General features: G+C 63.8%; 12 protein-coding genes. All 12 read right to left on the reverse strand.

Annotation, left to right across the window (positions count from 1 at the left end; translation table 11 throughout):
- Nucleotides 1-5 precede the first annotated feature (5 nt).
- The 12 genes from GAU_RS12935 to GAU_RS12995 all read right to left on the reverse strand — a co-directional run bounded on the left by GAU_RS12935 (nucleotide 6) and on the right by GAU_RS12995 (nucleotide 13,519).
- Nucleotides 6-2,213 carry an AMIN domain-containing protein gene (locus GAU_RS12935; RefSeq protein ID WP_015894325.1) on the reverse strand — a complete coding sequence of 736 codons (2,208 nt, stop codon included), beginning with the start codon at nucleotides 2,211-2,213 and terminating at the stop codon, nucleotides 6-8.
- Nucleotides 2,210-2,734 (reverse strand): hypothetical protein, encoded by a 525-nt coding sequence (locus GAU_RS12940; RefSeq protein ID WP_015894326.1) that lies wholly within the window; start codon nucleotides 2,732-2,734, stop codon nucleotides 2,210-2,212. Before GAU_RS12940 ends, GAU_RS12935 begins: the two co-directional genes overlap by 4 nt.
- Nucleotides 2,731-3,351 (reverse strand): type 4a pilus biogenesis protein PilO, encoded by a 621-nt coding sequence (locus GAU_RS12945; protein ID WP_015894327.1) that lies wholly within the window; start codon nucleotides 3,349-3,351, stop codon nucleotides 2,731-2,733. Before GAU_RS12945 ends, GAU_RS12940 begins: the two co-directional genes overlap by 4 nt.
- Nucleotides 3,352-3,363: 12 nt before the next feature.
- Complete coding sequence (locus GAU_RS12950; RefSeq protein ID WP_015894328.1) at nucleotides 3,364-4,125, reverse strand: PilN domain-containing protein; 762 nt, start codon at nucleotides 4,123-4,125, stop codon at nucleotides 3,364-3,366.
- Between the two features lie 11 nt (nucleotides 4,126-4,136).
- Nucleotides 4,137-5,219 (reverse strand): type IV pilus assembly protein PilM, encoded by a 1,083-nt coding sequence (gene pilM, locus GAU_RS12955; protein ID WP_041265522.1) that lies wholly within the window; start codon nucleotides 5,217-5,219, stop codon nucleotides 4,137-4,139.
- 216 nt (nucleotides 5,220-5,435) lie between these two features.
- Complete coding sequence (locus GAU_RS12960) at nucleotides 5,436-6,524, reverse strand: hypothetical protein (protein ID WP_015894330.1); 1,089 nt, start codon at nucleotides 6,522-6,524, stop codon at nucleotides 5,436-5,438.
- Nucleotides 6,521-7,423: a hypothetical protein gene (locus GAU_RS12965; protein ID WP_015894331.1), complete on the reverse strand. Its 903-nt coding sequence runs from the start codon at nucleotides 7,421-7,423 to the stop codon at nucleotides 6,521-6,523. The genes GAU_RS12960 and GAU_RS12965 overlap by 4 nt, the downstream gene beginning before the upstream one ends.
- A 545-nt stretch (nucleotides 7,424-7,968) precedes the next feature.
- Nucleotides 7,969-9,171 carry a sensor histidine kinase gene (locus GAU_RS12975; protein WP_041265523.1) on the reverse strand — a complete coding sequence of 401 codons (1,203 nt, stop codon included), beginning with the start codon at nucleotides 9,169-9,171 and terminating at the stop codon, nucleotides 7,969-7,971.
- A gap of 194 nt (nucleotides 9,172-9,365) precedes the next feature.
- Entirely contained in the window at nucleotides 9,366-9,746 is a 381-nt protein-coding gene (locus GAU_RS22820) for a type IV pilin protein (RefSeq protein WP_015894334.1), read from the reverse strand.
- A 322-nt stretch (nucleotides 9,747-10,068) separates the two neighbouring features.
- The gene (locus tag GAU_RS21010) at nucleotides 10,069-10,428 is read right to left on the reverse strand and encodes a type IV pilin protein (RefSeq protein WP_015894335.1); all 360 of its coding nucleotides are present in this window, start codon (nucleotides 10,426-10,428) and stop codon (nucleotides 10,069-10,071) included.
- Nucleotides 10,425-11,810, reverse strand: coding sequence for a sigma-54-dependent transcriptional regulator (locus tag GAU_RS12990; protein WP_015894336.1), 1,386 nt, complete (start codon nucleotides 11,808-11,810; stop codon nucleotides 10,425-10,427). The genes GAU_RS21010 and GAU_RS12990 overlap by 4 nt, the downstream gene beginning before the upstream one ends.
- Complete coding sequence (locus tag GAU_RS12995; protein ID WP_169307678.1) at nucleotides 11,807-13,519, reverse strand: two-component system sensor histidine kinase NtrB; 1,713 nt, start codon at nucleotides 13,517-13,519, stop codon at nucleotides 11,807-11,809. The genes GAU_RS12990 and GAU_RS12995 overlap by 4 nt, the downstream gene beginning before the upstream one ends.
- Nucleotides 13,520-13,622 lie beyond the last annotated feature (103 nt).

Below are 13,622 nucleotides of genomic sequence, written 5' to 3' on the forward strand. Positions count from 1 at the left end.
TCGCGTTAACGGCCTGGGGGCGTGACGCCTTCGTCCAGGATGTGCGGCGTGACCAGGATGAGCAGGTCGCGCTTGGTTTCGTTCTTCGTGTTCTGCGAGAAGATCCGACCGACGAACGGGAGGTTCATCAGTACAGGGATGCCACTGCGGAAGCGCGTGGTTTCGGTGACCGTGAGGCCGCCGATCACGGCCGCCTCGCCATCCGCCACCAGCACCTGAGATTCGGCTCGCTGGCGATTGAAGATCACGCCCACGTCGGTAGAGGCGATTTCCGCGCTCGAGTTTTCCGCCTTGATGTTCAGCATCACCATCTTGTTGTTGGTGATCTGCGGCGTCACGGAGAGCTTGATGCCCGCCTCTTCCTTTGAAACCGTCGCTCGAGGGAAAAATGCCGCAGCATTTGGCTGTCCTGCAGCGCCACCACCACCACCACCGCCGCCGCCACCGCCACCGCCCTGGCCACCGGCGGACGCGTCGATGACACGGATGGGGATTTCCTGGCCGACAAAGATCTCGGCGCTGCGGTTGTTGAGGATCGTGATGCTCGGCTCCGACTGCACGTCGGCCAGCGACGAGGTCTGGAGCGCGTTCAGGAAGGCCGTCAACTGATACCGACCGAGCGCCGTGCTGTAGATCAGATTCAGCGCGTTCGGCTTGATCGCATTGTTGGCGTTTGCAATACCGGCGATGGCATTGCCACCGAGATTGATGCGAGCCGGGCCCTGATAGGGAGAACCACCGCCCATGGCATCCGGTACGCCGTCGCCGTCGGTGTCGACGGGCGTGAGCGTGTTCGGATCGGTGCGCGGCACGAGCTGCTGGAAGAACTGCTTGTTGCCAGTGCCAAGGTCATAGGCAAGACCGATGTCCTGAATGCCCGTGCGGTTGACGAAGATGATCTTGGCCTTGATGGCGACCTGCGGGGTGCGCACATCGAGCTGCTGAAGGCGCGCCACGATCTCGGGGAGACGGGACGGTACTTCGGTGATGATCAGCTTGTTGGTCGCGCTGTCGGCGGCCACAGAGCCGCGCACCACACAGCCCTGTCCACCCATCTGATTCTGTTGCTGGTTGCCACTGCTGCCCTGATTGACGCCCACGCCCATGTCGCGACCGGTCACCGCGGTGCTCATGCCGGTGCAATCACGCGCCAGCAGCGACTGGACCGTACCGCGAAGCACCGTGGCCTTCGCGTAGTTCACGTCGACGATCTGCGTGATCAGCGGCTCAAGGGCCTGATTCTGCGCCAGGTTGCGATAGCTGTCGACCGCGATGATGCCGCTGGCGTCTTCTGTGGCGGCAAGGCCCTGTGCCTGCAGAATGGCCTGCAGCGCGACGTCCCACGGCTTGTCTGCGATATCGGCGGTCACGACACCCTGCACATCCTTGCCGACCACGATCGTGCGGCCGGAGAACGTCGCGAAGGCCGCGATGACATCACGAATATCGGTGCCGTCATAGCTGACGGTGATGCGCGGCCGCGGCTGCGGCTGGCGACGCGTCACCGTGCTCATGCGAGCGGACGCCAGCGGTGCTTCGACCGCAGGCAGTGGCGTGGGAACCGGTTCGGCCTTCACCACTTCGGCCTTCGGGGCCTCGACCTTCGGGGCCTCGACCTTCGGGGCCTCGACCTTCGGGGCCTCGACCTTCGGGGCCTCGACCTTCGCCGTCTCAACCTTCGTGGTGGGCGCTGAGACCGGCACATCGAGGTGGCCGGCGGCCACAGCGGTGGTCGTACGCACCACGTTGTTGCTGGCCCATGGCGTGAACGCCACCGCGGGTGCGGTCAGCGCGACGCGCACGCTGTTGCCTTCCCGCTGCACGGTGTATCGACGCGACGCGTCCAGATCGATGACGAGGCGGACCGTGTCAGCGCGATACTGGGAGAGTCGCACGTTCCGAATCGGGCCGCGCGCCTTGCCGTCATAGGCCGAGCGCATGGCGAGATTCGCACCACCGAGGTCGATGACAATACGCGACGGCCCCTCGAGCGTGAAATGCGCCAAGGTCAGACCGGAGTCCGCGGCAATGACCACTTCTGCGCCGCTGGCGGCCGGTGCGACCTCGATGGCATGCACGCGTCCGCGGACCGGCGCACCATCGTTGAGCGTGATGGCCTTGGCGGCCGAGGGGGCGGTAGCTGCCGGAGTGCTGGGCGCGAAGCCATACACCAACAGGGCGGCTGTTACCGCAACGGTCGTCGGTCCCATCATGGGTTCCTCACTTTCGTCGTGTCGCTGCTGAGCGGCAGCGTTTCCTGCCGGTTGAATCCGAATTCTTCGATGGTGAACTGCACGGCCTTTTGGCGAATCGCACTCACGCGCAGGCGTCCGAGCTGCTGCCCGACGCGAATCCGGTACTGGAGCTTGGAGTAGCTGTCGCGCAGAATCGCGACGGAGTTCTGTCCTTCTGGATCGAACGCCACGGCGGTGAGGCGCAGGTCGCTGAGCAGCGGACGCACATCGCTGCTGGACATGAGCGACTTGTACGGATCACGACGCCCGCCGCCGCTGTACGAAAAGACCTCGCGATGCAGCGTGATCTCGGTTGCCGGGGTCGCCGCACCAGTTCCCTTTCGAGCGGCGGCGGCAGCACCAACCGTACCGGCGGCTTCCGTCGACACGACCCGTGCGGGTGTGGAGGGCTTGGTATCCGCGGTCGCCTGGGCCGTCACCGCCTGAGGCGCGACAAGCAATGCTGTCGCGGTGATCACACGCAGCAGTGAACGGGTCACGAGGCACGCTCCTTGGCCTTCGCGGCCGGCCGGGTCTTTTCGACGTACGTCTGCAACGTGATCGTGGACGCGAGTGAGCCCTTTGCTGAAGTGTTCACCTGGCCTGGCCGAGAGCTGCCAGAGACGCCCGAAGCAATTGAAAAACTCACCGGTGCCACGATACGTGGCAGGGAACCCACGTTGGCGAGGAATTCGCCGAACTGGTGATAACCACCGATGATCGTGACGGTGTAGCGATAGGTATCGAAGCGATCGCCAACAATGACCGGCTCGGGTACCACGCCTCCGACATCGAGGCCCGCACGCCGCGCGGCCGTGCTGACTTCCTCGAGCAGAGCTGGCACCTCATTGCCCGTGGGTACGAGTCGGCGCATGACGGTAAGGGCAGAGCGATTTTCCGCAGCCTGCGAACGCAGCGTCTCGATGCTGCCGCCGGCGAATTCGCGCGCGGCACGCCGATTGGCTTCTTCGATGGTCGTGATGCGCGACTCGTCGAGGGCAAGCTGCTCATCCTTTGCAGCGTAGGGATACATCCAGTACAGAACGGCGAGCGCGATGCCGGCGAAGCCAATGAACAGCTTCACCTGGTCACGCTGACTGATGGGAGCAAGGGCCATGGTGATCTCTGGTCAGCGCACGGGGACAACAAGCGGCGACGTCTGCACGACGCCAGCGGGCGGCACTTCATAGGCAGCCGTCAACTCGAACTGTGTGACGTCCTTGCCTTCGACGATGACGATCTCGGACTTGGTGAGTGAGACCGACTGCACGAAGGGCGAGCTTTCGAGCTGGCGCATGAACATCGTGAGCGCTTGGATATCGACCGTCTGACCAATCACGCGGAAAGTGAGGGGCGGATGGACTGTTACCGTATCCGGTGTCACGACTGCGGTGTCTTTCTTCTTCGCTGCGGCACTGGACGGCGTCGCCGCGGCCTGGGCGACACTATCCGTGCCGGGGGGCAGTGGCGTCTTGCTGGTTTGCTCGATGATGGTCAGCCAGGTATACGCGGGCAACGCGCGGCTGATCTCATCGAGGATGTGCGCCCAGTTGTAGCGGTTGTCATCGATGGTGCGGATGATCTGCAACTGCCGATGGACCGAATCACGTTCGGCCGTGAGGCGATGGCGCGCGTCAAGCACCTTTGCATACCGCGTCGAGTCGCGCAGCGCCGATTCGAGGCGCGTTTCGAGTTCGCCGGCGCGAGCGCTCTGACCGGTGAACAGAATGCCGACCACGGCGACGGCCGCCACGACCGACGCGGCGGAGCCGAGCAGCCACGGGTCGCGGATATTCGAGCCGATGGAAGCCAGTCCGCTGGGAAGGGCGAAGCCAGCGGACTTGCGGGCTCCCTTGCGCGAACCGGGAGCGAGATTGATTTCGAGCATCATGGCGTGGGTCCTCAAGCCGCTGCGCGGAGCGCGAGTCCAACCGGCAGCATCAGCAGCGGTGCCACTTCATCGGTGGACAGGAATTCGAGAGCACCTTCGCGGACCGTGAGCTTGGCGAAGGCATTGGCCGGCTGCACCGGAATGCGCAGGCGATCCGAGAGCCACGCGAGCAGGCCCGGAACACGCGCTCCACCGCCGCAGGCGTACACCGCACGGATCTGCCCGAAGTTGCGCGAGGAGGTCGCGAGGAACGTCGCGGCGCGTTCCACACCAACGGCGAGTTCTTCGCCGCGTAGCGCGACAGCGTTTTCGAGGACCGGCTGACGATCGAAGCTGCGGATCAGGTCTTCCGCTTCATCGGCGCTGATGCCTTGTTCGCGCTGCAGATCTTCGCGGAAACGACGGGTACCAACGCCCAGATCGCGCGTGAGGATCGGTACACCTTCATCGAGGATATTGAGGTTCGTGACTTCGTTGCCGATGTTGAGCAGCGCCACCGTGCCATTCATGGCATCGGGATAGTTCGTCTCGAACGCGTTGTGCAATGCAAACGCATCGACGTCGATGACCGACGCGGTAGCACCGGCTTCCTGCAACAGGCTCTGCTTCGATTCGACAAGTTCACGCTTGGCCGCGACCAGCAGCACACTCATGTCGAGTCCATCGCTGTCGGGATCCAGCACCTGAAAGTCCAGTTCGACGGAATCCATGTCGAACGGCACGTGCTGTTCCGCTTCCCACCGCATGAGCTCCCGGGCCTGCGCTTCTTTCACGCGCTCCATGGTGATCTTCTTGACGATCACATCGCGCCCGCCGACCGCCGTCACGATGTGCTTGGTCTTGATACCGGTGGCCGACAGTGTCTGGCGAATGGCGTCGGCGACGATCCCATGGTCCATGACTTCACCTTCAACGATCGCCGTATCGTTGAGCGGCGTGATGACGACCTTGGCCAGCTCGGGTGTGCCGCTGCTGTGGTCGATGACCACAGCCTTCACGAGTCCGGAGCCGACATCCAGTCCGACAGTCAATTTCTTGCGGCCAAAGAGCGCCATGGGAGTTGGTGGTTGCAGCGTGAGTGCATGCTTGCGCATGCGGGTGTCTCGTCGTGGGCCCTTCCGACGGGACAGATTGACCTGCCGATTCCGGTCATGTCTCCCTTGAAACGACCCGAGCCTCACGAGGTAACGGCCGCCCCTAGGCGTGCGGCCGGTACGGCTGCCCACACCGTGATACTGGAGGCCCTTTCCCAGGGGCCTGCAGGTCGGTCTTTCTGACCGGCGAGGGGGTGGCTGGTCGATGGTGCGGCGTCAGGGAGCGCCGAGTGTCCGGAGCTGAAATGGTGCGCTTCTTGGCACCGCGATTGTGGCAAGTGCCATGTCGAGGCGACAGCGATCGAACTGCACGCGAGTCGCGGAACCCAGTCGTGCCGCGGTGTTTCCGGGAGCAACGCCGACACCCTGCACGATGACACTGCCCTGCACCGTGAGTTGACCGTGACGCGCGTCGAGCGCACCACGAACGAACAGGAGTCCCTCAACGGTGAGGGCGCCCGTCACCGCGAGATCACCGTCGATGACCAGAAGCCCGCGATAGCGGTCCGTGCCCGTGAGATGCACCAGGGGCCCCTGCAGTGACAGCAAATGCCAGTTGGGTGATGAGGTCTCCGCGGCGGGAAGCGGAGCCGGATCGACCGAACGAGGGATCACTCGGCCCAGGCTCAACGCGGCCGAACGCAGTGCGCCGAACGTATCGCCGCTATCCACCGGCGTTGGTGGCGTCACCGGCATCAGTGTCCACAGACCGGCACTGTCGGCCTGCACGGTGTGTGCAGCGAAGGCCGCAACGCTGAGCGTATCGCGTTCCGGTCCGCATGGCGATTGTGTGTCAACCAGATCCACACCCGTCACGAGTGTGGGATCGAGCCCCGTGATACTCCCCTGCACCGTCATGGCAGCGAACAGCGGAACGGCTGGTGATGCAAGCCAGATCACCTGCCGCACCTCTCGCCGCACGGCAATGGGGTGGCGCGGATCGCGGAATGACGCCATGGCGCGTACCGTCACGGACAAGGGATGTGTGCGGTGCCGTTCTATCGCCACGTGGTCACCGCTGGCCAGCACGCTGGCTTGTGTGATGGTGGTGGTGAGATCACGCGTCCACAGGGAATCGCTGCGCCATTGATGCACCGTCTGTGCGAGTGATGCTTGCGCGGTGAGAGCGAGTCGCTGGGCATGGGTCGCCCGATCGGCGGCGGCGACATCGCGGAGCGTGACCGTACCGAACGTCATGGCGAGAATTCCCACCGCCGCGAGCGCGATCACGACAAATGGCAGCGTGAAACCAGGCCGAAGCGGAACGACATGATATGCCTTGCTGGCAATTGCCGGCCGATTCATGGACGTCCTCCCGCAGGTGTACCCCGCAGACTGACCGCGAAGGCGGCAGAGTCATAGGTGGCCCGCGATCCCCGCGTCACGGCGCGGGTGACGCGGAGTTCCACATGAATGGCCGCCGCGGAGTCGAGCCAGAGTGTTTCGTTGCCTTGTGCATCGACCGCACGGACACGCATGCCCCTGCCCGCGGCATTGCGAAGAGGGCCAGCCACCGGCTGCACGCCATCCCATCCCGATGCGTCACGCGTGCGCCTGCCAAGCCACCAGTGTGTACCACTGCGATAGTGGGAGTAGCGCGTATCCCGTTGGATGTGTGCTGGAGCCCCGACGAATCGCATGCCGGGCGCGAGAGCATTGGTGGGTAGTGTCCAGCGCAATTGACTGGAGTCGGCACCACAGCGCCCCAGGGTCGCCGCTGAGGCAGGTCCGGTGATCGCCGTAGTGATGGCCACCGGCGGACTACCCGACGGCACGGGCCAATGCCAGAGCGTGGCGATGTCCCCTGCACGTACCGTGGAGAGCCATGCCCGATCGGATTCATTCGCGGAAACCGTCAGTGCTCCGCCGGGATCAGTACCGCAGAGACGCACGATGCCCAACTGGGCACGGAATTCGATGAGGGAATCGGAGATACTGGCGATGTCCTGCGGACGCAGGGGCGCGAGATCGGTTTCCAAGGCGAGTCGTGCGTGCCGGAGCTCGCGAATCCCACCAGTACGCGATTCGGCAGCGCGCATGTGCTGGGCCTGACGAACCAGCAACAGAGCCGCGGCGGCAGCTACGAGTGTCGTGAGCGGGAGGGCCACCAACAGCTCGACGAGCGTGAATCCGATCGAGTTGCGGCCTCCGGCATTGGCGTATCCACCGCAACTCCGCTGGCGACGACGATGATGGCCGCTCATGGATCACACCGGGATGCCGTCGAGACCTCCCGCTGAACCTGCCCAGTCGTAGCCATCTGCGCCGCACCGAACGATGACAAGCCCCACGCAGCCCGAATGGTGAGGTGGTGCAGAACACCGTCAGCTACCGGTGCGACGTCGATGACCAGGCGCGAGGAGGTCGGTGGGACCAGGCCATTTTCAGCCACCGCACCCGGCGCGCAAACCGCCCGGAGCCAACGCTGATTGACAACATCCACCGTTGCGAGTGCATGGTCCGTCTGTATGGCCCGATCGACACCGGCGCTGGTGGTGGCCGCGATGAGCTGCAGCAGCGCAGCCGCCCCTATCAGGAGCACGAGCGAGACCAGACACTCCACGAGGAGGTAGCCGAATCGATTCCCGGATCGACCGTCCAGTCGGCTCAGGGATCGGGACTTCGCTGCGTTTCGATTGGGGCGCCGCTGGCACCTGCGAGACCGCGGTGCGACTTCTGGGGGTGTGTTCTGCATGGGGCCACGATAGGCCCCGGCTCCGCAGGGAGCGTCACCAGAACATCGCCGCCGCTATCCTGCCGACGCGGTGGATTCAGGTACGACGGATCGCATGCCACTGCCATGCAGCGGCAACAGGATCACGAACGCGGCACCACCTTCGCGCGCCCGCTGTACCCACACGGTGCCACCAAGATTTTCGATCGTGCTGGCGACGATAGCGAGCCCGAGCCCGGTGCCCTTCCCTGGCTGCTTGGTGGAAAAGAACGGCTCGAAGATGCGTTCTTCGTCTTCCGGGGCAACACCAGTTCCCGAGTCGGCCATCACGATTTGCAGAAAACGCGAGGGCGATTCGGGTCGGGCAAGCCATGCGAGTGCCCGCTTGCTTGGGCGATGTGCCCAACGCTGGGGGGCAGGATCCGTACGGCGCTTTTCGATGGAATCCGCAAACGCGCCGGCCTCATTGATCCGCGACCGAATCACCACCTCCCCTTCGCGGTCCATCGCATCGACGGCGTTCAGCAGCAGGTTGACGAAGACCTGCTCGAGGTCATGCCGTTCGGCATACACCACACCGCCGGGTGCCTCGAGTTCGCTGGTAATGCGAAAGCGACGGGTGAGTCCCTGGTCGGCGAGCAACCGCAACACGTCCACGATGACGGCATCAACGGCGATCGGCTTCGGCGTCAGCCGACGCGGGCGGGCATAGTCGAGCAGGCCACGCATGATGCGGTCGATGCGTGTGATCTCCCGCTCGAGCGCATCAATGGGCTCAGTCGTGCCGGGGACGTCGGCCGTGCGCATGCGCAGCACATGGGCATAGTTCGCGATCGCGGCGACGGGATTGCCGATCTCGTGTGAGATCCCAGCCGCGATGCGTCCCATGGTCGCCAGCTTCTCCACCCGCATGCGGGACTGCGTGGCCGCCAGCATCTGCTCGGTCATGCGATTGATGCTGGTTGCGAGCTGGTCGAATTCGCGTGTCTCGGCACGCGGCACGATCCGGTTGCTGTCTCCACTCGCAATGGCTTCCGCCACACTCACGGATTCCACCAGAGGACGTTCCACATAGCGCGAGACCTGTCGGCGCAGCACGCTCGTGAAGACGACCAATACCAGCAAGACGAGGAGAATGACCACCGGCCACCGTGTGGCATTCGGCAGATCCTCGGTGACCCACATGGTGACGATGATGGCCAGAATGGTCGGGCCGCACGCCAGAGCGAGCACACGCTGCAGGCGCTCGTGAATCCGTGGGCGGGTGGGTTCGGTCACGCCGTTCAGGATGCGTGCTCGACGCCTCAGTGGCAACCGCCACTTTCTCTTCCAGCGTGATATGCGGCCATGGGCTTAGGTCGTTTGGGCATCCGAGTATCCCCAAACGGCAAAGGGGCCGGGCTTTCGCCCGACCCCCTCCCCCAAACCGGTGCAGCTCGTTGAGCGAGCCGGCCGTCGGTATTGCGTGCTGCTTACTTGCAGGTGGCGCCGCCCGGCTCGCCTTCGGCGAGGTTGGCCGGCTTGCCCGTGCCGACGCCGATTTCGCAGCTCGAACCGGCCGCATTGGCGTGCGTGGCCGTCGCGGACCAGCCCGTGGCCGACTGCGTGCCCGGGGTGATCGTGACGCCTGACGAGCCCGAGGTCGGCATGGTCCAGGTGGCGTAGCTATTGTCTTCCGAGAACTTGGCCTCGCCAGCCGAAACCAGGTTCTTCAGATCGGACTTCATAGCGGTGATGTAGGCCTTCTTCTTCGTGTCATTGAACTTCGGGATCGCGATCGCGGCCAGGATGCCGATGATGACGACAACGATCAGCAGTTCGATAAGCGTGAAGCCCTTGCGCGTACGGTTCATGGTGTTCTCCAGTGGGGGGATTTCGGCAAGTCCGCCCGTGGTGGCGAGCCTTGCGACACCGACGCATAAGGCAACAGCCTTGCCAGAGCAGATGGCACAATAGAACTCATTTCTTTTCAATGACTTACACCATTTCTACTTCAGCTGTACCAATCCATTTCAGCTGGTGTTTCGCAAGATTCCTTGCAGCGTGCAAGGCTGACTCGTTCGGCTACGTCCCAGCGCGATATCAGTACTATGCCAGGAATGAAACGGCCGGTGTCGTCGTGTGACGGACACCGGCTGGTCGGTTGAAAAACGATGAGAGCCAAACCCACTTACCCTATCGACATTCAATGTCCGATGTGATTCCCGGCCCCGAAGCCAACGTGCAGGTCATGCCTGGCAGGCTCGCGTGATTGGCTTGGGCCGTCCAACCTGTCGTGGTCCCCACGAAGGTGAGTGTCACGCCAGCAGATCCGCGAGGCACCGGCATGTTCTCATAGCTGTTCTCAGACGTGAACCGGGACTCTGCGGTGGTGGCTACGACATGCAAGTCCGACTTCATGGCCGCGAGATACGCTCGCCGCTTGGAATCCCCGAATTTGGCCACCGCCAGCACCGCCAGCAGACCAATGATGGTCACCACCGCCAACAATTCGAGCAGCGTGAACCCAATACGACCACGCACTCCAGTGTTCATAGTGCCGCGTCTCCGTAGCGTGCCAGTTTGCGGTACAATGTGGAAGGATCAATCCCCAGCATGTCGGCGGCGCGACTCTTGTTGCCGCCTTCGTTCTGCAGTACCCACTGGATGTAGGCACGCTCGATCGCCTCGAGTGTCGGGCTGACCGGGGCGCGTTCACTCACCAGCGGCTCAGCGCGACGGGCCGTCACACGCTCCGGGAGCGCATCCGCGGAGATCGTGTTGCCACTACAGAGAATGACGGCCCGCTCGAGCGCATTTTCCAGCTCTCTGACGTTGCCGGGCCATCCGTAGGCCATGAGCGCATCGAGGGCTCCCTCGTTGAGCACCTTCTGTTCCTCGTGGCGCAACGTGGCCGAGCGTGCCAGGAAGCTTTCCGCCAGCACGGGGATATCGTCGGCGCGCTGCCGGAGGGGTGGCAGGTGCACCGCAATGACATTGAGCCGATAGAACAGATCGGCGCGGAACCCGCCCCGCTTGATCTCTTCTTCCAGATCACGGTTGGTCGCGGCCAGCACCCGTGTATCCACGGAAACCGATTCGGTGGCACCCACCGGAATCACTTCGCGCTGCTGCAACGCCCGCAACAGCTTGACCTGTGTGGAGGGCGTGGTCTCGCCGATTTCGTCCAGAAAAAACGTGCCGTGATTCGCGGCAGCGAACAGGCCTGTCTTGTCCTTCACGGCGCCGGTGAACGATCCTTTCACGTGACCGAACAACTCACTCTCGAGCAGCGACTCGGGCAGCGCGCCGCAGTTGATCGACATGAACCCGTTGTCCGTGCGGGCGCTCAGGTCATGGATATACCGCGCCACCACTTCCTTGCCGGTGCCGGACTCGCCGGTGATCAACACCGTGGAGTCCGTGGGAGCAACGGTTTCCGCCAATCGGAGCACTTCGAGCCAGCTCTTGCTGCGCCCGATGGGCCGCTGTGACGCATTGCGTTCCCGTCGGCGGATTTCCTGCTTGAGCACCTGGTTCTCCGCACGCAGCTTGCGATGTTCTGCAGCCCGGCGCAGGATCGCCACCAACTCGTCGTTGCGAAACGGCTTCTGGATGTAGTAAAAAGCCCCTTCATTGACCGCCTGCACCGCCGACTGCAGCGTGGCCTGGGCGGTCATCAGAATCACCGGCACATCGGGATCGACCTGCCGCGCCGCACTCAGTACCTGCACACCGCTCACATCAGGCATGCGCACATCGGTCAGCACAATATCCGGCCGCAACTCCTGGAGCTGCTCCACGCCTTGCCGACCACCATGTGCGGTGAAGGGCACAAACCCTTCGGTCTTCAGCAGGATGCGCAAGGAATCGAGGATGCTGGTTTCATCGTCGACGATCAGTACGCGCGGTGCATCATCCGACAGAGCGTAGGTCACGCTGCGGCTCCCAAGTGACTGGAACTGGTGCTCGCCACAGAAAGTGGCAAGACAATCGAAAAACGTGTGCCCTGCGGCAGGGCGTCCACGAGGACCACGCCGCGATGTGCTTCGACGGCGCGATGAACCACGGGCAGCCCCAGCCCGGATCCACCGGTTTTGCTGGTGACAAAGGGCTCGAACAGGCGATCGCGCAGCTCGGGCGGAATGCCGGGGCCGTCGTCGGTCACGCTGATGGCGATCAGGTCGCCCGTAATGGCGGTCGTGGGCACACCATGTGATGCCGGGTGATAGCGATCCACCTCGACGAACACGTGGCCCTCGTTCCCCAGTGCCTGAATGGCATTGAGCACCAGGTTGAACACCGCGCGATGCAACAGATCTTCGTCACCGTGCGTGCGCGGCAGGTCCGGTACAGCGTCCACGGTCACCTGTACGCCGGGGGCACGATCCGGATGCGACGCCGCCAGCATGGCCGCGGTGTGCGCCAGCGCGCCCAGATCGAGGGTTTCCATGCGTGTCACGCGGGCACGCGCAAAATCCAGAAAGTCGGCGAGCAGGCGACTGAGTCGGTCGGCTTCGCGGACAACGAGTCCGTGCAGGATGCGTTCGTCGTCGTCCGCATCCACCTGAAGCGAACGACGCCGAGCTAACTGTTCGGTGGCACTCCGGATGGACGCCAGGGGATTGCGAATCTCATGGGCCAGCGACGCACTCAATTCCGCCACGGCTTGCAGCCGTTCCGCGCGCACATGCAACGCCTGCAGTCGCTTGCTGTCGGAAATGTCCTGAAAGATCGCCGTGGCACCGGTGGAACCGTCGGCGCGCACCGCCTCGGCAACGGTCGTCGTGACCCCGATCTCGATTTCCTCGCCGTCGCGAAAAATCACGCCTTCGGCACGGGTGGTGCGCACATGATCGCGCGCACTCTGCTCGAGGAGCTCTGCCAGTCGCGGCGCAACCCGCATCAACAGCGGAAGCACCGGCAGTCCGGTGTGCCCCCGCAGATCAAAACCCAACAGCTCCGATGCGGCGGGATTGGCATACAACAGGAATCCACGCCCATCGATCGTCAGAATGCCGGAGCGGATGGTGCGGAGAATGTCCGCCGCTTCCAACTGCACCTTGATGAGCTGCGCGGCCAACGCTTCGCGCCCCATGCCGGCCTGGCGCAGCCGCAGCACCACAAACCCGGATCCGGCGGCCACCACGGCAAATACGCCGACCTGGACGGCCATGCCGAGGTAGGGGGGCGTGCCGGGGCGCAGCCAGACGATATCGATGATGTAGAGAAGACAGGCCCCCGCCGCGACGGCGAGACCACCGCGAAACGACAGCAGCAGCGCGCCGCTGGCGATCACCAGGATATAGAGGGCCGCAAATTGGGAGCTCCATCCGCCCGTGATATGTACCACGGCGGTCACGAGCAGCAGATCGAGCAGGCACTGCACGGCATAGAACGTCTGTCCGACGGTCTGCCCCTCCATGCCGCGATACATCACGGACAATCCGGTCCCCAGGATAGCCCCGGCGAACGTCAGCGTGGCGATCAGCGTGGAGGTGGGATCCGCCTCGTTCCAGACGAACACGGCCGCCACCAGAATGGCACAGGCCAGCACGGCACGGCCCAGCCAGACCCAGCGCAACATGCGCGATGGATCGAGCATTTCCTGTACCGGAGCCTGGGGAAAGGCGGGCGTTTGACGCACGAAATGGATAGACTGATGATCAGGACCGTGCAGAATGCAAGAGGCGCGGAATACCCGACGGTCTTGCAGATTGCACTACTCTGACGAATCACCCGCCCCACCG

The organism is Gemmatimonas aurantiaca T-27 (genome assembly GCF_000010305.1).
Lineage (GTDB): Bacteria > Gemmatimonadota > Gemmatimonadetes > Gemmatimonadales > Gemmatimonadaceae > Gemmatimonas > Gemmatimonas aurantiaca.

Excerpts from the sequence above, each read along its gene's own strand:
- GAU_RS12935 (WP_015894325.1), bottom strand. The coding sequence starts at position 2,213 with ATGATGGGACCGACGACCGTTGCGGTAACAGCCGCCCTGTTGGTGTAT.
- GAU_RS12945 (WP_015894327.1), bottom strand. The coding sequence starts at position 3,351 with ATGGCCCTTGCTCCCATCAGTCAGCGTGACCAGGTGAAGCTGTTCATT.
- GAU_RS12950 (WP_015894328.1), bottom strand. The coding sequence starts at position 4,125 with ATGATGCTCGAAATCAATCTCGCTCCCGGTTCGCGCAAGGGAGCCCGC.
- pilM (WP_041265522.1), bottom strand. The coding sequence starts at position 5,219 with ATGCGCAAGCATGCACTCACGCTGCAACCACCAACTCCCATGGCGCTC.
- GAU_RS12960 (WP_015894330.1), bottom strand. The coding sequence starts at position 6,524 with ATGAATCGGCCGGCAATTGCCAGCAAGGCATATCATGTCGTTCCGCTT.
- GAU_RS12965 (WP_015894331.1), bottom strand. The coding sequence starts at position 7,423 with ATGAGCGGCCATCATCGTCGTCGCCAGCGGAGTTGCGGTGGATACGCC.
- GAU_RS22820 (WP_015894334.1), bottom strand. The coding sequence starts at position 9,746 with ATGAACCGTACGCGCAAGGGCTTCACGCTTATCGAACTGCTGATCGTT.
- GAU_RS21010 (WP_015894335.1), bottom strand. The coding sequence starts at position 10,428 with ATGAACACTGGAGTGCGTGGTCGTATTGGGTTCACGCTGCTCGAATTG.